This window comes from Delftia sp. HK171, assembly GCF_001886655.1.
Taxonomy (GTDB): domain Bacteria; phylum Pseudomonadota; class Gammaproteobacteria; order Burkholderiales; family Burkholderiaceae_C; genus Comamonas; species Comamonas acidovorans.
This window is the reverse complement of record NZ_CP018101.1, coordinates 2597383-2617500: the sequence shown is the minus strand read 5'-3', so window position 1 is coordinate 2617500 and position 20118 is coordinate 2597383. Positions and strand designations below refer to the sequence as shown.

Below are 20118 nucleotides of genomic sequence, written 5' to 3'. Positions count from 1 at the left end.
CGGTGATGCCGGGGGGGGTGCCGATGGCCGCCAGATCGGCCTGCGCCATCTCCTGCAGAAGTTCGGCCGCCTCGGCGCAATGCCGGCTGCTGCGCGCGAACGTGGCGCGAAACTGGGGAAAGGCCTGCTGCAGCGCGGGCAGCAACTGGGCGCGGATGCGGTTGCGCGTATAGCGCGCGTCGGCATTGGTCGGGTCTTCCACCCACGCCTGGCCACGCGCCGCAAGCCAGTCACGCAGGACTTGGCCGGGCAGATCAAGCAGCGGACGATGCCATTCGAGATCCGCCCTGCTCCACTGCGCCGGCATGGCGGCCAACCCGGCTACACCGGCGCCACGAGACAGGGCCAGCAGCAGCGTCTCGACCTGGTCGTCCGCATGTTGCGCCAGCGCCATGCTGCGAACGGGCGGCAAGGGCTCTCCGCCAGCGCCCTGCCCAGGCCAGGGTTCGCGGGCGGCCTCTATCAGCGTTGCGTAGCGCAGCTGGCGTGCGGCGTCCTCAGGACTTTGGCCCGGCGCGTGGCGCGCGTCCACGCGGCGAATCTTCAAAGGAACGGCATGCTGCGCGCAGACTTTCTCGCACTGGCCGACAAAGGCATCGGCCGCCGACTGCAGACCGTGGTGCACATGGATGGCCACGACCTGGCCCGGCCAGCGCTCGGCGCAGGCCAGCAGCAGCGCCGTGGAGTCCGCACCGCCGCTGAAGGCCACGGCCAGCGGCAGTTGCGGCGCAAAGCGATGGATGGCCGCGTCCAAAGCGGCACCCGGTGCAGCATCTGGAGCGGCTGCCGGAACATTGCGCAGCGGGTCGGTGATCGGAATTTCCACAGGCTTGGATCAGGTATGTCAGGACTCAGGCCGAGTCCCGGCGCAAAAAGAAAACGGCTCCCAGGGGAGCCGTTCAGTGTGCCAGAGCGTGGCGCGGGCCTTCAGCGGTTGTCGGCCTTGGTATCGGCGAAGCGGCCGTAGCTTTGCAGGCGCTCGTAACGGCGATCCTGCAGTTCCTTGGGCTTGAGGTCCGCCAGCTGGCGATAGGCATCGCCCAGCGCGCGCTTGAGGAAGGCTGCCATTTGCTTGGGGTCGCGGTGGGCGCCGCCCACGGGCTCGTTGACGATCTTGTCCACCAGGCCCAGGGCCTTGAGGCGGTGGGCTGTGATGCCCATGGCATCGGCCGCGTCCTGGGCCTTTTCGCCGGTCTTCCAGAGGATGGAGGCGCAGCCTTCCGGGCTGATCACGGAGTAGACGGCGTATTGCAGCATCAGCACCTGGTCGGCGACGGCAATGGCCAGGGCGCCGCCCGATCCACCTTCACCGATGACGGTGGTGATGATGGGGGTCTGCAGCTGGGCCATTTCGTAGATGTTGCGGCCGATGGCTTCGGACTGGCCGCGCTCTTCGGCTTCGATGCCGGGGAAGGCGCCAGGCGTGTCCACGAAGGTGAAGACCGGCAGGCCGAACTTTTCGGCCGTCTTCATGAGGCGCAGGGCCTTGCGGTAGCCCTCGGGGCGCGTCATGCCGAAGTTGCGCAGCGTGCGCTCCTTGGTGTCGCGGCCCTTCTGGTGGCCGATGACCATGCAGGAAATGCCATTGAAGCGTGCCAGCCCGCCCACGATGGACTGGTCGTCGGCGAAGTGCCGGTCGCCGTGCATCTCGATGAAGTCGGTGAAGCAGTCGCGCACATAGTCCAGCGTGTAGGGACGCTCGGTATGGCGCGCGATCTTGGTGATCTGCCAGGGCGAGAGGTCGCTGTAGATGTCCTTGGTCAGCTGCAGGCTTTTTTTGCTGAGCTGCTCGATCTCTTCCGAGATATCGACTGCGCTTTCGGTCTGCACGTAGCGCAGTTCCTCGATTTTGGATTCGAGCTCGGCGATGGGCTGCTCAAAATCCAGAAAGTTCTTTTTCGCCAACTTGTTTCTCCTTGTCCCAGCCAGGCACGGTGCATGCGTTCCGGCCGGAAAACGGGGGTTGATCGGGTGTGATCGGTTTGTCTTCAGGCTGCAGGCTGCGGTTCGAGCGAGCGCCAAATATACCAAGTCGCCACGGTGCACCACGGCTTCCAGGCCTCGGCAACCTCACGCGCCTCGCTGCGGCTGACGGGGTCGCCTGAAAAATAGTTCTGGCTGATGCCCGAGATCAGGCCTGCATCGTCCAGCGGCAGCACATTGGGCCGCTGCAGGTAGAAGATGAGGAACATCTCGGCGGTCCAGCGGCCCACGCCGCGGATGGACATGAGCTCGGCCACGATGGCTTCGTCACTCATGCCCTGCCAGTCGTCCTGGTGCAGGCGGTGCTCGGTGAAGTGCATGGCCAGGTCCACCAGGTAGTCCACCTTGCGGGCAGACAGGCCCACGGCGCGCATGTCGTCCACCTTGAGCTTGAGCACCAGGTCAGGCGCCATGCGGGCGGGCAGGCGCGCGAACTTGTTCCACAGCGTCTGGGCAGCCTTCATCGAGATCTGCTGGCCCACGATGGAGCGCGCCAGCGTGGCGAAGGCATCGCCGCCGGGCTGCAAGGCCAGGTGGGCAAAGCGCGGGATCAGGCGCTTCATCACGCGATCGCGCCGCACCAGCTGGCGGCAGGCCTCGGCCCAGTAGGCCGGGGCACCCTCGGGCGGTGCGGGCAGGGATATCTTGGCCTTGGGAGCGGAGGCAGCGGCAGCGGCGGCCGCAGGCGCCGAACCTGCGCGCGCGCCCAGCGTCACCATCGGCAGCGGGGCCGGTTGCTGTTCGGGCACGGGCAGATCGGCCACCAGCGGCAACTGCTCGAAATCCATGGTGTCCAGGGGTTTGGCGGAGGCCATCAAAGCACCTCCCCGCACCTGGCGCGGCACATCTGGCAAGGCATACGGATCAGCCCTTTGCGGCTGCCTCCCAGGTCGTGCCAGCGGGGGAGTCCTTGAGCACGATGCCCTGTTCCAGCAGCGCCTTGCGGATGCGGTCGGCCTCGGCCCAGTCCTTGGCCGCCTTGGCGGCTGCGCGTGCGGCAATCTGCGCCTCGATGGCGCCGGCATCCATCTCCGAAGTGCCCGCCTGCAGGAAGGCCTGCGGGTCGCCCTGCAGCAGCCCCAGGCAGCCGGCCAGGGCCTTGAGCAGGCCCGCCGTCTCGGCACTCTTGCTGCGGTTGACTTCGGCAGCCAGCTCGAACAGCACGGCCACGGCCTCGGGCGTGCCGAAGTCCTCGTCCATGGCCGCCTTGAAGCGCGCGGCAGCGGGATGATTCCAATCGATGGCAACCTCGGCGGGCGCGACCAGGCTCAGTGCCGTGTACAGGCGCTTGAGCGCGCCGCGTGCGTCGTTCAGGTGCACGTCGCTGTAGTTCAGCGGGCTGCGGTAGTGGCTGCGCACGACGAAGAAGCGCACGGTCTCGGCGTCGTACTCCTTGAGCACGTCGCGGATGGTGAAGAAGTTGCCCAGCGACTTGGACATCTTCTCGTTGTCCACGTTGATGAAGCCGTTGTGCATCCAGACCTGCGAGAACGGCTTGCCGGTCGCGCCTTCGCTCTGGGCGATCTCGTTTTCGTGGTGCGGGAACTGCAGGTCGGCACCGCCGCCGTGGATGTCGAAGCTCTCGCCCAGCATCTCGCAGCCCATGGCCGAGCACTCGATGTGCCAGCCGGGACGGCCCACGCCCCAGGGGCTGGCCCACTTGACCTCGTCCGGCTCGGCGGGCTTGGCGCTTTTCCACAGCACGAAGTCCAGTGGATCCTGCTTGCCGTCCTGCACGGCCACGCGTTCGCCGGCCTGCAATTCGTCCAGCGACTTGCCCGACAGCTTGCCGTAGCCGGGAAATTTGCGCACGGCGAAGTTCACGTCGCCATCCGTGCCCTGATAGGCCAGGCCCTTGTCCTGCAGGCGGCCGATCAGGGACAGCATCTGCGGCACGTATTCGGTGGCGCGCGGCTCGTGCGTGGGGCGCTCGATGCCCAGGGCGTCGGCGTCCTGGTGCAGGGCGTCGATCATGCGGTCGGTCAGGGAGCGGATGGTCTCGCCGTTCTCGACGGCGCGACGGATGATCTTGTCATCGATGTCGGTGATGTTGCGCACATAGGTCACGCGATGGCCGCTGGCACGCAGCCAGCGCTGCACCACATCGAAAGCGACCATGGAGCGTGCGTGTCCCAGGTGACACAGGTCGTACACGGTCATGCCGCACACATACATGCGCACATGGCCCGGTTCGATTGGCGAAAACGCTTCCAATGCACGCGACAGCGTGTTGTAGATACGCAAACTCATGGATGTTTATCAGGGGAGAAAGGGTCGCTGCAGGGGGCGCGTCCCACGCGCCGCCGGACCCTTGGCGCCGATGCAGGCATGCTCAGCAGGGAGCAGGAGCGGCAGGCGCAGAGCCCGTGTGACCCAGCACACCCCTCAGCTACAATTGACCGCAGTATAAGCCCGCGCCGCGGGGCATTCCCCCGAGGCCCCGAAAGCACCTACATGCCTCTACGCAACTCGTTTCGCTCCGCCCTGCGCCTCGCGGCACTGGCGGCCCTGCTCGCAACAGGCCACGCCCACGCCGACGACTATACGGAAGTGAATCAGTTGCTGCGCAACGGCAAGAGCACCCAGGCGCTGGCACGCGCCGATGCCTATCTGGCCAAGAACGCACGCGACCCGCAGATGCGCTTTCTCAAGGCGGTTGCACTGACCGACAGCGGCAAGACAGACGAGGCCATCGCCGCGCTGAATCAGCTCATCGAGGACTACCCCGAGCTGCCCGAGCCCTACAACAATCTGGCGGTCATCTATGCCGGCCAGAACCAGCTCGACAAGGCGCGCTCCGCGCTCGAATCCGCCGTGCGCAACAACCCCAACTACGGCGTCGCCTACGAGAACCTGGGCGACATTCATGCCCGCCTGGCCTACGAGGCCTACTCCAAGGCGCAAGGCCTGGATGGCCGCGCGGCCAGCGTGCGCCCCAAGCTCAAGCTGCTGCGCGACCTGCTGGCGCCCGTCACCGCCGCCAAGTAGGCCCCCGGCCCACGCGCGCAGCCCTTGCGCCAGCGCGCGTGAGGCGGTCGATCGGGTCTTGCCATGCCTGGCGCGCACCCGCAGGAACCTGCCCGGTTTTCCCCACTCCATCCCCAGCCCTTTGGCTTTCACAGGAGATTCGCATGACCACACGCCGCATTGCGTCGCTTTCCCTGGCCGGCATGGCCCTGGCCGCTTCCCTTTTCACCGCCCTGCCCGCCATGGCGCAGAACGCCACGCCCAAGGTGCAGATCAAGACCAGCATGGGCGACATCGTGCTGGAGCTGAACGAGGCCAAGGCTCCCAAGACCGTGGCCAACTTCATGCAGTACGTGCGCGACAAGCACTATGACGGCACGGTGTTCCACCGCGTGATGGACGGCTTCATGATCCAGGGCGGCGGCATGGATGCCAGCCTCAAGGAAAAGCCCACGCGCGCACCGATTCCGCTGGAGGCGGACAACGGCCTCAAGAATGACCGGGGCACCATCGCCATGGCGCGCACGGGCAATCCCAACTCGGCCACCTCGCAGTTCTTCATCAACGTGGTGAACAACGACATGCTCAATGCGCCCAAGCCTGACGGACACGGCTACGCCGTCTTCGGCCGCGTGGTCCAGGGCATGGATGTGGTGGACAAAATCCGCACGGTGGCCACGGGCAACCAGGGCATGCACCAGAATGTACCCACCAAGCCGGTGACCATCCTCTCGGCCACCGAAGTCAAGTAAACCGCGCGCCGCGCCTTGCGTGGCACGCCCTTCCCCTCCATCCAACAAGGAATCGCCATGAGCAATCCCCAAGTCGAACTCCACATCGCCGGCCACGGCGTCATCACCATCGAACTCGACGCCGCCAAGGCCCCGAAGAGCGCAGAGAACTTCCTGGCCTATGTGAACAAGGGCCACTACAACAACACCATCTTCCATCGCATCATCGATGGCTTCATGATCCAGGGCGGCGGCTTCGAGCCCGGCATGAAGCAAAAGGAGACGGACGCCCCCATCGAGAACGAGGCCAAGAACGGCCTGAAGAACGACAAGTACACCCTGGCCATGGCCCGTACCGGCGACCCGCACTCGGCCACCGCCCAGTTCTTCATCAACGTGGCCGACAACGGCTTCCTGAACCACACCTCGCCCAGCGCACAGGGCTGGGGCTATGCCGTGTTCGGCAAGGTGGTCAAGGGCACCGAGATCGTGGACAAGCTGCGTGGCGTGAAGACCGGCCGCAACGGCGGCCACCAGGACGTGCCCAAGGATGACGTGATCATCGAAAAGGCCGTGGCCCTGTAATCAGGCGCTTCCGCACACTCGGCGGCCGTGCCCTTTCGGGTCCGGCCGCCCTGTTGTCCATGCGCATGGCACCAGGCCGTGCGCATGGACAACAGACCCGCTCCAGAGCCGTCCCAAGGCTCCTACAGCCCTTCATGCAGCGCCCTTGCCGGGTGCCCCGTCCCATGGCCCAGACCGCCGCACCCCGCCCTCTTCCCGAGCCGCCCATTGCGGCCGAGTGGACACTGCCTGCGGGCTGGCGCACGCTGGAGTTCATCTCGGACCTGCACCTGCAGGCCAGCGAGCCCGCCACCGTGCAGGCCTTCCGGCAGTACCTGGCCGCCACGCGGGCCGATGCCGTCTTTTTGCTGGGCGACCTGTTCGAGGTCTGGGTGGGTGACGACGCCCTGCTGGAGCCGGGTAGCTTCGAGGCCGAATGCGCCACCGCCATGCGCGCGGCAGCCACCCGCAGGCCGCTGTTCTTCATGCAGGGCAACCGCGACTTCCTGACCGGCGCGCAGTTCGATGCGCTGTGCGGCACGACCACCCTGACCGATCCCACCGTGCTTGACTGCGGCGACCAGCGCATCCTGCTCAGCCATGGCGATGCCCTGTGCCTGGACGATGTGGACTACCAGCGCTTTCGCGCCATGGCGCGCTCGGCGGCCTGGCAGGCCGGCTTCCTGGCCCAGCCACTGCAGGTGCGCCGCGACCAGGCACGCGGCATTCGGCAGGAGAGCGAATCGCGCAAGCGGGGATCGGACGGCCATGGCGCCGCCATGCCCACCTATGCCGACCTTGACGCGCAGGCCACCCGCAGCTGGCTGCATGCCGCAGGTGCCGCCACCCTGATCCACGGCCACACGCACCGCCCGGCCGACCATGACCTGGGCGATGGCCTGCGGCGCATCGTGCTCAGCGACTGGGATCTGGCGGCGCCCGTGCCCCGCGCCGAGGTGCTGCGCTGGGAGCGCGGCATGGGCCTGCAGCGCCTGCCGCTGTCCGATGTTCTTGAACAGGCCAGCCCGCCATGAGCCTTTGGCAACAAATGGGCCGCTGGGTCCGCAGACTGGGCCGCCGCGCACGCTCCACGGTGTCGCCGGTGCCCGAGATTCCCGCGCCGCTGTGGCTGTCCACGCTGGCCGCCTACCCTTTTCTCGCGTCGCTGACGCTGGAGGAGCAATCCAAGCTGCGCGCCCTGGCCGCCGTCTTCCTGCAGCGCAAGCGCTTCCACGGCGCGCACGGCCTGGAAGTCAGCGATGCCATGGCGCTGGAGATTGCCGCCCAGGCCTGCCTGCCCCTGCTGCACTGGGGCGAGCCGCAGGTCGCGCTGTCCTGGTATGACGACTTTGTCGGCATCGTGGTGCACCCGGGCGATGCCGTGGCGCGGCGCCAGAGCATGGACGAGGCCGGCGTCATCCACGACTACGACGAAGTGATCATGGGCGAGGCCATGCATGGCGGCCCCGTCATGCTCAGTTGGCAGGCCATTGGCGCAGGCCGCGGGCCGCATGCCAGCCACCACGGTCACGGCGGCCAGGTAGCCAACGTGGTGATCCATGAATTCGCCCACAAGATCGACATGCGCAACGGCGGTGCCGACGGCTGCCCGCCCCTGCCGCCGGGCTTCATGGGCAGCAGCTCCGCGCGCCAGGCCCGCGAGATATGGCAGGCCGCCTGGGCACCGGCCTACGACGCCTTCCGTGAGCAGATCACCATCGCCGAGCGCTTTGGTGGCGAATGGCCCTGGCTGGACGGCTATGGCGCCACGGCGCCCGCCGAATTCTTCGCCGTGGCCTGCGAGGCCTTCTTCGTGGACCGCGCCCGCTTTGCCCTGGAATTTCCCACGCTGGCGCCGCTGCTGGCTGCGCTCTTCAAGCCAGCCACCAGTCAACCCTGATCGGAGCAAACCTCCTTCAGGGCCTGGGCGAACAGGCGCTGCTCCTCGTACTGCCCGCCCGCCTTGCGCTCGAACAGGGTGATGGGTGGCAGGGTCCAGCCAAAACGGTGGCGCACGATGCCCACGCCCGCGATGCGCACCAGTTCCTCGGCAATGTCGGCCGGCACGATGGACACGGCACGCTCATTGGCCGCCACCAGCTCGCCGATCACCTTGGCCGAGAGCGTTTCCACAAACGGCGGCGGCGGCTCCACGCCCGCGCGCAGAAAAAAGTCGGTGATCTGCTCGCGCATGGGCGTGCGGCGCTGGCCCAGCACCCAGTCAAGCCCCGTGAGTTCGGCCCATTGCAGAGGTCGGCGCCCCAGCCGCGTGGCCAGGCTGCGGTGGGCGATCAGGCGAGGCTCCTGCTCATAAAGCACGCTGTGCCGTATGCCGCTCATGTCCAGCACAGCCGAGGCGCGGCCAATCACGCAGTCCAGCTCATGCGCGCGCAACTTCTGCAGCAGGCGGTCGCTGGTGTCCTCATGCAGCGTGACCGTGATGCGCCGGCCTTGCGGCCGCGTCCTGCCGATGGCATCGGCCAGCATGCGCGCCGGCAGGAAGGGGATGACACCCACCTGCAGGTGCGCCGCACGCTGCTGCCCCACGGCCTCGATGTCGTGGGCCCAATGGTCCAGATCGGCCAGCATGCCCCGGGCGCGCGCCAGCACCAGCGCACCCAGCTCCGTAGGCTCCATGCCGCGCGCAGAACGCAGGAACAGCGGCGCGCCGAACAATGACTCCAGCTCGGCCAGGGCCTGGGTCACGGCGGGCTGGCTGGTGGCCATGCGCTCGGCCACGCGGGTCAGCGTGCCCAGCTCGCTGATGGAGCGCAGCAGCAGCAAATGCTTCATCTTCAAACGCGTGGCCATGCGGTGGGCCAGTTGGGCAGTGGTCGATGCAGTGCGGTTTTGCGGCATGGGTTCAGGCGTGGCGCGTCATAAGCAAAACCATATTGAACAATAAAAACAAACGAATTTCTGCTTATGCATGCGTTCCAGAATTCCTGCGTCTTGCACACCCAAAACGAAAGGACCAGGCAGACCATGGATGGCATGTTTTTCATCATCGCGCTGGGCGCGGCGGCGGCCGGATTCGTGCAGGGCCTGTCGGGCTTTGCCTTCGGCATGGTGGCCATGTCGTTCTGGGCCTGGGTGCTGGAGCCGCGTGATGCGGCCGTGCTCACCGTCTTCGGCTCGCTGCTGGGCCAGGTGCTGTCGGCCATCACCGTGCGGCGCGGGTTTGCGCTGGCAAAGCTGCTGCCCTTCATCCTGGGCGGGCTTGCCGGCATTCCGCTGGGCGTCTTGCTGCTGCCGCACCTGGACATGGCCTGGTTCAAGGCCCTGCTGGGCGGCATGCTGGTGCTGTGGTGCCCGGTGATGCTGTTGTCGGCCCGGCTGCCCAGGCTGGCGCGCGGCGGCCGGGTGGCAGACGGCGCCGTGGGCCTGGCGGGCGGCGTGATGGGCGGACTGGGCGGCTTCACGGGCACGCTGCCCACGCTGTGGTGCACGCTGCGCGGCTACCCCAAGGATGAGCAGCGCTCGGTCATCCAGAACTTCAACCTGTCCATGCTGGCCGTGACCATGGCCACCTACCTGGGCACCGGCATGGTCACGCGCAGCATGCTGCCGCTGTTCGCCATCGTGGCGCCGGCCATGCTCATTCCATCGCTGCTGGGCTCCAGGCTCTATATCGGTATCAGCGAGGCTCGGTTCCGGCAGATCGTGCTGGGCCTGCTGTGCCTGTCCGGCGTGGCCCTGCTGGCGTCTTCCGTGCCCGTACTTTTGCAGCGCGCGGCCTGAGCGCGCCGCGCGCCGACACTCCATCGGCTAACGGCAGTCAACTATGTGAACCTCTGGCACACGCCGCGCTATGCTTAATCGTATATTACGAACTGCACCAGCCCATCCATGAGAGGCCTTCCGATGTTGACGGCCCCCTTCAAACTCAGCGCAGGCGGCATGGCCGCCCTGGGCGCCGCCGTGTCGGCAGGCGCGTTGCAGTCCGGGGACGGCCAGTGCTGCGGGCACGACCATGTCCGCGAAGAGCATGGCGGCGCAGCGCCCGCCCAGGCGCGCACCCGGCTCTATCAGCTGGACACGCATCTGCACTGCTCGGTGATAGGTACCTGCCTGAGCCCGGCCGAGCTGCGCAAGCTGATGGGCCGGCACATGGATATCAAGGGCAAGACCGACCTGGAACTGCACCACCAGGCCGTGGGCCTGGCGCATGAGAACGGCGACCTGTCCAAGGCCATCCACAAGGCGCTGGACCAGCGCCATGCCGCCGTGATCAAGGGCTTTGCCGCCGCCCAGGACGAGGCTGCACTGGAGGCCGCGTGGAAGCAGGCCTGGCAGCAGGGCGAGATTCCGGGAGCGTACTGGGCCTTGCTCACGCACAAGTGCACCAGCTTTGCGCTGCGGCAAATGGCCTTTGGCGAGGTGCACATGCTGTCGCACCTGATGGGATCGGCCAACCGGCATGAACTCAAGCGCTTCGTGGCACTGGAAAAGGAAAACCTGGAACTGCAGGACAAGCTGGAACGCGAACGCCAGCGCCACCACCAATCCCAGCTCGAACGTGATGCGCTAGCCGGCCAGTTGCGCCAGCAGTCCCTGGACTTCGAAGCCCGCCTGTCGCAACTCAGGACAGGGACAGCCCCTGGCGGCGAGACCCGCCCCGCCGATGCCGGCGCCCTGGTGGGCATGCACACCGAACGGCGCGAGCGTGCAGAACGCGCTGCCGAACAGGCCTGGGCCGAGGCTGGCCGCCTGCAGCAGATGGCCGAGCAATTGCAGCAGCGCGTGCAATGGCTGGCCGAGGAACTGGCCGCCGCCGAAAAGGAACTGCATCGCGCCGCCACCCAGCCCCAGGCCCCTGATGCCGCGCAGCAGCAGGCGCTGCAGGGCCGCAAGCTGCTCTACGTGGGCGGTCGCCCCAGCTCCACCCCTGCCATACGCGACCATGTGCAACGCCATGGCGGCGAGTTCCTGCACCACGACGGCGGACTGGAGACGCGCAAGGGCCTGCTGGCCGCGCAGCTGCCGCGCGTCGACCTGGTGGTGTTCCCCGTGGACTGCGTGGACCATGATTCCGTGGTCAACCTCAAGCGCCTCAGCGAGCGGCACGGCGTGCGCTTCATCGCCCTGCGCACGGCCAGCCTAGCCAGCTTCGCGGCCACCGTGGCGCGCGAGTTGGCACCGCCCGACGCGGGAACCCGCACCACCAGCGCATCACACTTTTGCCTGCGCCACGGTTGATGGTGCCGCGTGGCGCGGGCCCAGCGCCGGGCCTTGTGTTTTCAGGATTCAATCAGCACCTCAGTACCGCGCATCGGCCGGCTTCTTGTCCTTGGGCCAGTCCTTGTGCTTGTTGGCAAAGTCCGGGCGCGGCTGGTGGCTGAAGTACTCGGCCACATCCACGGCCTCCTGGTCGCTGAGGCCGCCCTGGCCCAGCGGGAAGTTGCCATGGAAGGCGATGGGCATGTTGCGCTTGACGAAGGCCGCTGCCGTGTAGGTGCGCGCCATGCCCGCGCCGATGTTGAAGGACTCGTCACCCCACAGCGGCGGATAGACCCACTGGCCCTTGGCATTCTTCACGCCCTCGCCCTCGCCGCCATGGCAGACCGCGCACTGGGCCGCATAGACCTTCTTGCCGTTGTCCACGTTGGGCACGATGGACTGGCTGATCTTGCCCACGCCCCGGCCTTCGACCTTGTCTTCGGGTTTGGTTTCGCGGCGCATCCAGTCGAAGTAGGCGACCATGGCCTTGATCTCGTCGGACTCCAGCGGCAGAGGCTTGCCGTTCATGGAGCGCAGGAAGCAGCCATTGATGCGGTCCTCCAGCGTGATGACGCGGCCCGCGCGCGGCGCATAGCCGGGGAAGAAGGCCGAGACACCGATATAGGGCGAACCATCGGCCACCGTGCCCGCGTTCAGGTGGCAGCTGGCGCAGTTCAGCGCATTGCCCACATTCCTGGGCAGCAGGTCACGCGTTTCTATGTTCAGGCGGGCGCCGTAGACCAGTTGCTTCGCGTTGGATTCGTCCAGCATGGCGGCCAGGCGCGGCGTCTCGAAGGGGCGCGCGCTTTCGCCCTTGGCGTCGAGCTGCTTGCGCATGGATTGCACCTCCCTGGCATGGATCTCGCGCGCATCGGCACGGCCCCAGCTCTTGCGGGCGAAGTTGAGGATGTCGGCGATCTCCGCATCCTTGAGCTGTGCGAAGGCCGGCATGGTCAGCGGCCGCGCATGGCTTTGCGTGACGGGCGCCTTCCAGCCCACCAGCATCAGATGGATCAGCGTGGACGGGTCCTGCGACTGCAGCGAGAAATTGCCGGCCAGTGGCGGGAACACGTCCTTCACGCCACCGCCATCGGCACGGTGGCAGTCGGCGCAAAACTGCAGATAGCCCAGGCCGCCCCGGCTGGCGTAGAGATCGGCAGGCACGTCGGAAGTCACTGCCGAGGCGGGGGACGGCGCATGCCCGGAAGCCTGCGGCGCCGGATGCGGGGCGATGACCGGCCCCGGCCCCTGGGCCACCTGCATGGGCAGGTCGTTCTTGCCTGCGGGCAGCGACTTCAGATAAGTGCCAATGGCCAGCAGGTCCGCATCGCTCATGTACTGCGTGCTGTGCTGCACCACGTCAACCATGTTGCCGGAGACCGTGCCGTGGCTGTTGCGCCCGGTCTTGAGCAACTGGGCGGTTTCCTCGGGTGTCCACAGATTGCGCAGGCTCAGCGCGCGCCAGTTCTCCACGGTCTCGCCGGCCAGGAAATACTCGCCCTTGCTGCCCTCACCGGTCATGGTCTTTTCCTGGAAGCCCACGCCGCGCGGCGTATGGCAGGCGCCGCAGTGGCCCAGGCCTTGCACCAGGTAGGCACCCCGGTTCCACTGGGCAGTTTGCTGCGGTTGGGGCTGGAAGGGCGTGTCATCCAGAAACACCCAGTTCCACAGCGCCAGGCCCCAACGCTGGTCGAAGGGAAAGCCCAGGTCGGACTCCTTGTTGGCCGCCTTCACGGGCGCCACGCCCTGCAGCAGATAGGCGTACAGGGCCTGCATGTCCTCGGCCGTCATCTTGGCGTAGGAGGGATAGGGCATGGCCGGGTACATGTTGCGGCCATCGGCCGCCACGCCCTTGCGCATGGCGCGGTCGAACTGCTCGAAGCTGTATTTGCCCATGCCCGTATCGGCGTCGGGCGAGATATTGGTGGAATAGATCTTGCCGAATGGCGTCTCCAGCGCCAGCCCACCACCCATGGGCTGGGATTTATTGCCTGTATGGCAGGCAACGCAATCGCCCAGGCGTGCGATATATCGCCCGCGATCGACCAGGGTTCTTTGCTCCGCCGTCAGGTCCGCTGCGTAATCGGCAGGCAGGTCATCAATGATTTGTGGCATTTGCGCATGGTCCACTCCGGGCGCCGGCGCCGAAATGGCCAGTTGCCAAGCGGCGGCCGAGAGCGCGGCCACGCAAAGCAGGCCTTGCTTGAGCGAGAGTTTCATCGTCTTCGATCCACTGAAATGAATTATTATTGAAAGAGGCAAAAACGGATATTGACGAGATACTCAACCCAACGCCTGCAGCCATTGCAGCAAATGATCATCTCTTTGCGCAATATCTTCTTATATATACGAATTCTAGTGGTATCCCCCTATTTTTTCCATGCAAGCCGACGAAAACGATAAGCCAATATCGCATTTAACGCGGGCTTAATCAATGCAAGGAGAAAGCGCGCGCAGCCGCCTAGGGCGCGCACGAAAAAGCGGCCCGCAAGGGGCCGCTGATTTCACCGTCAGTGTATGGGGTGGCGGCTCGCCCGCCGGGCTCAGGCCGCCTGGCTGCAGCGGCGCGCCGCCTGCGCCACGCTGTGCGCGTCCACGCCAAAGTGGCCGCGCAACGCGGCACGCGTGTCACTTCGGCCAAAGCCGTCCGTGCCCAGGGTGAGGAATCGCCTGCCTGCGGGCAGGAAGGCGCGCACGGTCTCGGGCACGGCGCGCACATAGTCGGTGGCGGCAATCACGGGGCCCTGCGTGCCGTCCAGCAGTTGGGCGATCCAGGGCTGGCCCGGTGCCTCACCTGCCAGCATGCGCTGCTCGCAGGCTACGCCATCGCGCGCCAGTTCGCTCCAGCTGGTCACGCTGACCACGGTGGCGGCCATGCCCTCGCTGGCCAATTGCTCGGCGGCCTTGAGCACTTCGGTGAGGATGGCGCCCGATCCCAGCAAGGTGACATGCTGCGTGGCACGGTCCGCATCGCCAAAGCGGCTGAACACATAGCCGCCGCGCAGCACGCCTTCGGCCGCGCCCGGTGGCAGGTCGGGCTGGGCGTAGTTCTCGTTCATCAGGGTGATGTAGTAGAAAACGTCGCGCTGCTCCACCAGCATCTCGCGCATGCCGGCGTCCAGTATCACGGCCAGCTCGCCCGCATGCGCGGGGTCCCAGGCCTTGCAGTTGGGAATGGTGGCCGCCACCAGATGGCTGGAGCCGTCCTGGTGCTGCAGGCCTTCTCCGCCCAGCGTGGTGCGGCCCGAGGTGGCACCCAGCAGAAAGCCGCGCGCCCGCTGGTCGGCCGCCGCCCAGATGGCGTCGCCCACGCGCTGGAAGCCGAACATGGAGTAGTAGATGTAGAACGGCAGCATGGCCAGGCCGTGCACGCTGTAGCTGGTGGCCGCCGCCGTCCAGCTGGCGATGGCGCCGGCCTCGCTGATGCCCTCCTCCAGAATCTGGCCGTCCAGCGCCTCGCGGTAGGACAGCACCGAGCCGATGTCCTCGGGCGCGTAGCGCTGCCCCAGGCTGCTGTAGATGCCCACCTGCTTGAACAGGTTGGCCATGCCGAAGGTGCGCGCCTCGTCGGCCACGATGGGCACGATGCGCGGACCCAGCTGCACATCCTTGAGCAGGCCGCCCAGCATGCGCACGAAGGCCATGGTGGTGCTCATCTCCTTGCCGGCAGGCGCCAGCGCAAACTGCGCGTACTGCTCAAGGGCGGGCACGGGCACGCGGTCACACACGGTTTCGCGGCGCGGCAGTGCGCCGCCCAGGGCCGTGCGGCGATCGCGCAGGTAGTGCATCTCGGGGCTGTCATCGGCGGGCCGGTGGAAGGCCAGGCCCTTGGCCTGCTCGTCACTGAGCGGCAGGTTGAAGCGGTTGCGGAACTCGATCAGGTCGGACTCGTCCAGCTTCTTCTGGCTGTGCGTGGTCATCTTGCCCTGCCCGGCCGATCCCATGCCGTAGCCCTTCTTGGTATGGGCAAGGATCACCGTGGGCTGGCCGCGATGGGCGGCAGCCGCTGCATAGGCGGCATGGATCTTCACCAGGTCATGGCCGCCGCGCTTCAAGCGGTCGATCTGCTCGTCCGTCAGGCCCTGGGCCAGCGCCGCGAGCTCGGGGTTCTGTCCGAAGAAATGCTCGCGGTTGTAGCGTCCGTCCTTGGCGGCGAAGGTCTGCATCTGCCCGTCCACCGTGCCGCCCAGCGTGCGCGCCAGGGTGCCGGTGAGGTCGCGCGCAAACAACCCGTCCCAGTCGCTGCCCCACAGCAGCTTGACCACGTTCCAGCCCGCGCCGGCAAACAGCCGTTCCAGCTCATCGACGATGCGGCCGTTGCCGCGCACCGGGCCGTCCAGACGCTGCAGATTGCAGTTGACCACCCAGACCAGGTTGTCCAGCCCCTCGCGCGCGGCCAGCGTGAGGGCACTCATGCTTTCGGGCTCGTCCATCTCGCCGTCGCCAAACACGCCCCAGACCTTGCGTTCCTGGCAGTCCAGCAGACGGCGGTGCGTGAGATAGCGCATGAAGCGCGCGTGGTAGATGCTGCTGATGGGGCCAATGCCCATGGAGCCCGTCGGGAACTGCCAAAAGTCGGGCATCAGCCAGGGATGGGGATAGCTGGACAGGCCCTGTGCGCCTGCAGCCGGCGCGCTGATCTCCTGGCGGTAGTGCTGCAGGTCCTGCTCGGTCAGCCGCCCTTCCAGGAAGGCCCGCGCATACACGCCGGGCGCGCTGTGCGGCTGGAAGAACACCAGGTCGCCCCGGTGCTGGCCCGGCGCAAGTCCCTCCCGGGCATGGAAGAAATGGTTGAACCCGGTCTCGAACAGGTCGGCCGCGCTGGCATAGCTGGCAATATGGCCGCCCAGCTCGCCATAGGCCTGGTTGGCGCGCACCACCATGGCCAGCGCGTTCCAGCGCATGATGGACGCCAGCCGCTCCTCGATGGCCAGGTCGCCCGGAAACACCGGCTGCTGCTGCGCCGCCACGGTGTTCACATAGGGCGTGTTCAGGTCAGGCTGCCAGCCCAGGCGCTGCTCCCGCGCCATGCGCGCCAGCTCTTCCAGCACGAAGCGCGCTCGCTGCGGACCTTCTGTGGCGACCAGGGCCAGAAAGGCCTCGCGCCATTCGGCGGTTTCCTGGGGGTCGGTATCGATATCGGCCAGCGCGGCCAGTGGCGTGGGTGCGTTCATGTCCGCCACTTTAGGACTGGCAGGCCGGCATGAGCAGCCGTTCATGGATAAGGAAAACGCCATATTCCAGCATTTCATGCCGGTATTTACATAAAATCCGGCACATGAAACTGGACACCATCGACTTGCGCATTCTGGCCGAGTTGCAAACGGACGGCTCGCTGTCCAACGTGGAACTGGCGCGGCGCGTGCATCTGTCGCCCTCGCCATGCCTGGCGCGCGTCAAGGCACTGGAGAAGGCCGGCGTGATCGCGCGCTATGTGGCGCTGGCCAATGCGTCGGCGCTGGGGCTGGGGCTGAATGTGTTCATCAACATCAGCCTCAAGTCGCAGGCCAAGGAATCGCTGGCCGACTTCGAGCGCCGCATTGCCGAACACGACGAGGTCATGGAGTGCTACCTGATGAGCGGCGACGCCGACTACCTGATCCGCGTGGCGCTGGCCGACATCGGCGCGCTGGAGCGCTTCATCGTGGAGCAGCTCACCCCGATTCCGGGCATAGAGAAGATCCGCTCCAGCTTCACGCTCAAGCAGGTGCGGTACAAGACCGCCCTGCCCCTGCCGGCCGCAGGCTGAGGTGGCAGGAGGCTGGCCTCAGCCCGCAGGCTTGGCCATCTCGCCGGTGGCGATGCGGCGGCGCAGCTCGCCCAGCACGGCCTTGAGGCGGCGCTCGTTGTCCAGGCCCACGCGCACCAGCATCTTCTGTCCGCTGGACAGGGCCTGCAGCTCAGGGTCAGCGTATTCGTAGCGCACCCAGGGCTGGATGGAGGGCACCTCGCCCTCCACCTTGGTCAGCCGTACCTGCACCGGACCTGCGGGCTCGGGCGCGGCGCGCAGGTGGTCTATGACGGCAATGAGGCGATCGTTGAAATAGCGGCTGGGATAGCCCAGGTCTTCATAGGCAGTCTGGAACAGGGGGTACAGCCGGGCATAGAGCTTGACGGCCCCGTCCATGGGAATGGACTCGGCAAAGGCCACGAAGGCCTTGTAGCGTGCGGCGTTGGCGGGGGCGATGGCCTGCGCCTCACCCGCCTCCGCCGCGCCCTCCACCGTGAAACGCTGAGGCGCCGGGTGCACGGGCCAAAGCCGCGCAGGGGCCTGGGAGCGGGTCAGGTTGTCCACGGTGGCCACGGCGCGGCGCACAAAGCCGTCCATCTGCAGAAAGCTGCCTGCCTTGTCACGGCCCAGCAGGCCGTTGAGGGCCTGGGTGACATGGGCGTCGGAGTCCTGCAGCGCGGGCAGGCCGGAGGCGGGTTGCTCCAGCGCATCGACAGGGTTCTGGGGCTCGGTCAGCTCGGGCGCGGGGACGGGTTCAGGTTCGGAGGGCTGGGTGGACTGGGCGGGCGCCTGCGCCACTTCCGGCGGCGCCTCGGGCACGGCGGCGGGACGCCACCAGTACCACCAGGCCGCGCCCCCCAGGGCGGCAGCTGCCAGCACCGCTGCGGCGATGCCGAAAGCCGATGGGCCGGAGGATCTGGCGCGGGGGCGGAAGTCTTGGGGATCGCGTTCTGGCATGGATGGGTCCTTTGGCTTGGGCAGGGGGCTGGCAGCTCAGTTGCCGCAGGACGTGCGACAGCAAAGCACAACCAGGGTTCCCCGGCTTTGCTGACACCGGCCCCTGCCTTGTGTTTATAAGCCGCCGCGCTCTCTGCGCAGGCCATCGTGCGCGCCCGGCAACAACGCGTTACCCGGCTTACGCGGCCGTCTCAGCCCTGCGTGCCCAGATCCTGGAGCCAGGCCATGGCGGCCTGCAGCTCGTCGGGGCGGATCTCATGCATGCTGGGGTACTCGTGGTAGCTCAGCTGCAGCGGCAGGCGCTGCACGTGGCTGCGAATGGCGTGGGCGCTGGTCAGCGGAATGACGTTGTCGTAGGTGCCGTGGCTGACCCAGAGCGACTTGCCGTCAAAGGCCGCATCAGGGGCCTGGTGCGGCAAGGCCTCGGGCAGCAGGCGGCTGTGCCAGCACATGGCGGCGCGCAGCAGCGCGGGCTGGGTCAGCAGCAGGCTGAGCGCCATGATGCCGCCCTGGCTGAAGCCGCCCGCCACGGTTCGCTGGGCGGGGATGTCCAGCCGCGCTCCGGCCTGCTGCACGGTCTGGGCCACCAGGGCGCGGCTGTGCTCTTCCTGCGATGCGTGGATGTGGCGCGTGCCGTTGGCATCCACCGTGAACTGGAACCAGGCATGGGCTGAGGGACCCATGGAAAACGGAGCGCGCAGGCTGAGCACGTGGAACTGCGGCGGCACGAACGATGCGAGGCCGAACAGATCCTGCTCATTGCTGCCAACGCCATGCATGAGCACCAGCAGCCAGGGCTGCTGCCCCGGTGCGGGTTGTGCGGGGCGCTCCAGCGCCACCAGAGGCAGGTCGATCATCACGGACTCCTTGGTTTTTTAGCGATTTCCAGGACCGGGGTGGTCCCGGGCAACGCGCCATTGTGGCGCCTCGCCAAGTCCGCGGCAGCAGGAGGTTATGCCGCCTGCGCGTCCTCGAAGGCCATCGCATCCATGGCCAGGATGGAATACATGACTTCGCGGCTCAGATACCGTGGCCGCGCCATGGCGCCAGCCGCGCCCAGCGCGAAGTACAGCGGCATGAAGTGCTCCTCGCTGGGATGGGCGCGCCGGGCCGAAGGCGCGCGGGCGCGGTAGTCCAGCAGCGCAGGCAGGTCCTGCGCCTGCAGGCGCGATTCGATCCAGCGGCTGAAATCCTGCACGTAGGGCGAGGAGGCGCTGGAGCCGCCGACGGCATGGTCGTCCTGCAGGCCATCCTGGCTGCGCAGGGCCTGCACGGCGTCGTCCACCCGCACCGTGGCCTCGCCCGTGCCGCCCCGGAATTCGCCCAGGTTGTGCGTCATGCTGCCGGAGCCGACGATGAGCACGCCCTCATCGCGCAAGCCCGCCAGGGCTGCGCCCAGCGCATGGGTTTCGGCCGGCCCGGCCGAGGCGGGCAGGGACAGCTGCACTACGGGCAGGTCGGCATCCGGCAGCAAATGCATCAGCGGCACCCAGGCGCCGTGGTCGAAGGGCCGCTGCGCGTTGCCGGTGGAGGCAATGCCTGCGGCCTGCAGGCGGTCCATGACTTCCTGCGCCAGCTGCGGCGCGCCGGGGGCCGGGTACTGCAGTTCGTAGAGCGCGGGCGGAAAGCCGCCGAAGTCATGCCAGGTGGAGGGCGTGGCGCCGGTCATGACTTCCACGCCGTGCGACATCCAGTGCGGCGACATGACGACCACGCCGCGCAGCCGGCCGTGGGCCTGGCGCAGCGCCCTGCCCCATTGCGCGAGCACGGGGCCGGTTTCACCCGGCTCCAGCGCGAACATGGGCGAGCCGTGGGAGATATAGAGCACGGGCAGCCGGGCACCGGCAGCGGAGGAAACCCGGGGAGAGTGGGGAGCGTGGGAGTCTTGCATTCCCCTAATGTAGGGACGCCCGGGCGCCGCGCCAAGCCGCCAGCGGCAGCACACATTGTTGCGCTGGCCGGGCC

The 20118-nt window shown here is 67.2% G+C and carries 18 protein-coding genes (1 of these 18 only partly in view); 8 read left to right on the top strand and 10 right to left on the bottom strand.

Annotation, left to right across the window (positions count from 1 at the left end; translation table 11 throughout):
- The 4 genes from tilS to cysS all read right to left on the bottom strand — a co-directional run.
- Positions 1 to 802: the 5' portion of a tRNA lysidine(34) synthetase TilS gene (gene tilS / locus BO996_RS11835; RefSeq protein WP_198041297.1), read on the bottom strand. 206 nt of this gene lie to the left of the window's left edge; the window shows 802 of its 1008 coding nt (coding positions 1-802); the start codon lies at positions 800 to 802; its stop codon lies beyond the left edge, outside the window.
- A 125-nt stretch (positions 803 to 927) separates the two neighbouring features.
- A complete protein-coding gene (locus BO996_RS11830; RefSeq protein ID WP_012204428.1) occupies positions 928 to 1905 on the bottom strand; it encodes an acetyl-CoA carboxylase carboxyltransferase subunit alpha in 978 nt (325 codons plus the stop codon).
- An 83-nt stretch (positions 1906 to 1988) separates the two neighbouring features.
- Positions 1989 to 2798, bottom strand: coding sequence for a DNA-3-methyladenine glycosylase family protein (locus BO996_RS11825; RefSeq protein WP_034391589.1), 810 nt, complete (start codon positions 2796 to 2798; stop codon positions 1989 to 1991).
- Between the two features lie 49 nt (positions 2799 to 2847).
- On the bottom strand, positions 2848 to 4233 hold the full coding sequence (gene cysS, locus BO996_RS11820; protein ID WP_071954829.1) for a cysteine--tRNA ligase: 1386 nt from the start codon (positions 4231 to 4233) through the stop codon (positions 2848 to 2850).
- 204 nt (positions 4234 to 4437) lie between these two features.
- Here cysS and BO996_RS11815 point away from each other — a divergent pair, with 204 nt between their 5' ends.
- From BO996_RS11815 to BO996_RS11795, 5 genes are all read left to right on the top strand, one after another.
- Complete coding sequence (locus tag BO996_RS11815; RefSeq protein ID WP_013803374.1) at positions 4438 to 4971, top strand: tetratricopeptide repeat protein; 534 nt, start codon at positions 4438 to 4440, stop codon at positions 4969 to 4971.
- A gap of 143 nt (positions 4972 to 5114) precedes the next feature.
- Positions 5115 to 5702, top strand: a complete 588-nt coding sequence (locus BO996_RS11810) for a peptidylprolyl isomerase (protein WP_013803375.1) — start codon at positions 5115 to 5117, stop codon at positions 5700 to 5702.
- Between the two features lie 57 nt (positions 5703 to 5759).
- Positions 5760 to 6266, top strand: coding sequence for a peptidylprolyl isomerase (locus BO996_RS11805; RefSeq protein WP_012204423.1), 507 nt, complete (start codon positions 5760 to 5762; stop codon positions 6264 to 6266).
- Positions 6267 to 6430: 164 nt separating this feature from the next.
- Positions 6431 to 7279 (top strand): UDP-2,3-diacylglucosamine diphosphatase, encoded by an 849-nt coding sequence (locus BO996_RS11800; RefSeq protein WP_071954828.1) that lies wholly within the window; start codon positions 6431 to 6433, stop codon positions 7277 to 7279.
- On the top strand, positions 7276 to 8145 hold the full coding sequence (locus BO996_RS11795) for a zinc-dependent peptidase (RefSeq protein WP_071954827.1): 870 nt from the start codon (positions 7276 to 7278) through the stop codon (positions 8143 to 8145). Before BO996_RS11800 ends, BO996_RS11795 begins: the two co-directional genes overlap by 4 nt.
- On the opposite strand, the gene BO996_RS11790 is transcribed toward BO996_RS11795, so the two are convergent.
- Positions 8136 to 9104 carry a LysR family transcriptional regulator gene (locus BO996_RS11790; RefSeq protein ID WP_071954826.1) on the bottom strand — a complete coding sequence of 323 codons (969 nt, stop codon included), beginning with the start codon at positions 9102 to 9104 and terminating at the stop codon, positions 8136 to 8138. The two genes, BO996_RS11795 and BO996_RS11790, sit on opposite strands and share 10 nt — an antisense overlap.
- 126 nt (positions 9105 to 9230) lie before the next feature.
- On the opposite strand from BO996_RS11790, the gene BO996_RS11785 reads away from it, so the two are divergent.
- Together BO996_RS11785 and BO996_RS11780 are read left to right on the top strand one after the other, a co-directional pair.
- Positions 9231 to 9986, top strand: a complete 756-nt coding sequence (locus tag BO996_RS11785; RefSeq protein WP_232240517.1) for a sulfite exporter TauE/SafE family protein — start codon at positions 9231 to 9233, stop codon at positions 9984 to 9986.
- Between the two features lie 123 nt (positions 9987 to 10109).
- Complete coding sequence (locus BO996_RS11780; RefSeq protein WP_071954824.1) at positions 10110 to 11444, top strand: DUF2325 domain-containing protein; 1335 nt, start codon at positions 10110 to 10112, stop codon at positions 11442 to 11444.
- A 60-nt stretch (positions 11445 to 11504) separates the two neighbouring features.
- On the opposite strand, the gene BO996_RS11775 is transcribed toward BO996_RS11780, so the two are convergent.
- Both BO996_RS11775 and mdeB read right to left on the bottom strand, forming a co-directional pair.
- Positions 11505 to 13685: a c-type cytochrome gene (locus tag BO996_RS11775; RefSeq protein ID WP_071954823.1), complete on the bottom strand. Its 2181-nt coding sequence runs from the start codon at positions 13683 to 13685 to the stop codon at positions 11505 to 11507.
- A 323-nt stretch (positions 13686 to 14008) separates the two neighbouring features.
- The gene (gene mdeB / locus BO996_RS11770; RefSeq protein ID WP_071957080.1) at positions 14009 to 16639 is read right to left on the bottom strand and encodes an alpha-ketoglutarate dehydrogenase; all 2631 of its coding nucleotides are present in this window, start codon (positions 16637 to 16639) and stop codon (positions 14009 to 14011) included.
- Positions 16640 to 16743: 104 nt separating this feature from the next.
- Here mdeB and BO996_RS11765 point away from each other — a divergent pair, with 104 nt between their 5' ends.
- The gene (locus BO996_RS11765) at positions 16744 to 17214 is read left to right on the top strand and encodes an Lrp/AsnC family transcriptional regulator (protein ID WP_012204416.1); all 471 of its coding nucleotides are present in this window, start codon (positions 16744 to 16746) and stop codon (positions 17212 to 17214) included.
- Positions 17215 to 17232: 18 nt separating this feature from the next.
- Here BO996_RS11765 and BO996_RS11760 read toward each other — a convergent pair whose 3' ends face one another.
- The 3 genes from BO996_RS11760 to BO996_RS11750 form a co-directional block, all read right to left on the bottom strand.
- Entirely contained in the window at positions 17233 to 18153 is a 921-nt protein-coding gene (locus BO996_RS11760; protein ID WP_071954822.1) for a DUF3014 domain-containing protein, read from the bottom strand.
- 191 nt (positions 18154 to 18344) lie between these two features.
- Complete coding sequence (locus BO996_RS11755; RefSeq protein WP_013803384.1) at positions 18345 to 19010, bottom strand: alpha/beta hydrolase; 666 nt, start codon at positions 19008 to 19010, stop codon at positions 18345 to 18347.
- Positions 19011 to 19105: 95 nt separating this feature from the next.
- Entirely contained in the window at positions 19106 to 20044 is a 939-nt protein-coding gene (locus BO996_RS11750; protein ID WP_071954821.1) for a DODA-type extradiol aromatic ring-opening family dioxygenase, read from the bottom strand.
- Positions 20045 to 20118: the final 74 nt, after the last annotated feature.

Excerpts from the sequence above, each read along its gene's own strand:
- BO996_RS11775 (WP_071954823.1), bottom strand. The coding sequence starts at position 13,685 with ATGAAACTCTCGCTCAAGCAAGGCCTGCTTTGCGTGGCCGCGCTCTCG.
- BO996_RS11765 (WP_012204416.1), top strand. The coding sequence starts at position 16,744 with ATGAAACTGGACACCATCGACTTGCGCATTCTGGCCGAGTTGCAAACG.
- BO996_RS11780 (WP_071954824.1), top strand. The coding sequence starts at position 10,110 with ATGTTGACGGCCCCCTTCAAACTCAGCGCAGGCGGCATGGCCGCCCTG.
- BO996_RS11785 (WP_232240517.1), top strand. The coding sequence starts at position 9,231 with ATGGATGGCATGTTTTTCATCATCGCGCTGGGCGCGGCGGCGGCCGGA.
- BO996_RS11815 (WP_013803374.1), top strand. The coding sequence starts at position 4,438 with ATGCCTCTACGCAACTCGTTTCGCTCCGCCCTGCGCCTCGCGGCACTG.
- BO996_RS11760 (WP_071954822.1), bottom strand. The coding sequence starts at position 18,153 with ATGCCAGAACGCGATCCCCAAGACTTCCGCCCCCGCGCCAGATCCTCC.
- BO996_RS11750 (WP_071954821.1), bottom strand. The coding sequence starts at position 20,044 with ATGCAAGACTCCCACGCTCCCCACTCTCCCCGGGTTTCCTCCGCTGCC.
- BO996_RS11790 (WP_071954826.1), bottom strand. The coding sequence starts at position 9,104 with ATGCCGCAAAACCGCACTGCATCGACCACTGCCCAACTGGCCCACCGC.
- cysS (WP_071954829.1), bottom strand. The coding sequence starts at position 4,233 with ATGAGTTTGCGTATCTACAACACGCTGTCGCGTGCATTGGAAGCGTTT.
- BO996_RS11800 (WP_071954828.1), top strand. The coding sequence starts at position 6,431 with ATGGCCCAGACCGCCGCACCCCGCCCTCTTCCCGAGCCGCCCATTGCG.
- BO996_RS11755 (WP_013803384.1), bottom strand. The coding sequence starts at position 19,010 with ATGATCGACCTGCCTCTGGTGGCGCTGGAGCGCCCCGCACAACCCGCA.
- BO996_RS11795 (WP_071954827.1), top strand. The coding sequence starts at position 7,276 with ATGAGCCTTTGGCAACAAATGGGCCGCTGGGTCCGCAGACTGGGCCGC.
- BO996_RS11825 (WP_034391589.1), bottom strand. The coding sequence starts at position 2,798 with ATGGCCTCCGCCAAACCCCTGGACACCATGGATTTCGAGCAGTTGCCG.
- mdeB (WP_071957080.1), bottom strand. The coding sequence starts at position 16,639 with ATGAACGCACCCACGCCACTGGCCGCGCTGGCCGATATCGATACCGAC.
- BO996_RS11810 (WP_013803375.1), top strand. The coding sequence starts at position 5,115 with ATGACCACACGCCGCATTGCGTCGCTTTCCCTGGCCGGCATGGCCCTG.
- BO996_RS11805 (WP_012204423.1), top strand. The coding sequence starts at position 5,760 with ATGAGCAATCCCCAAGTCGAACTCCACATCGCCGGCCACGGCGTCATC.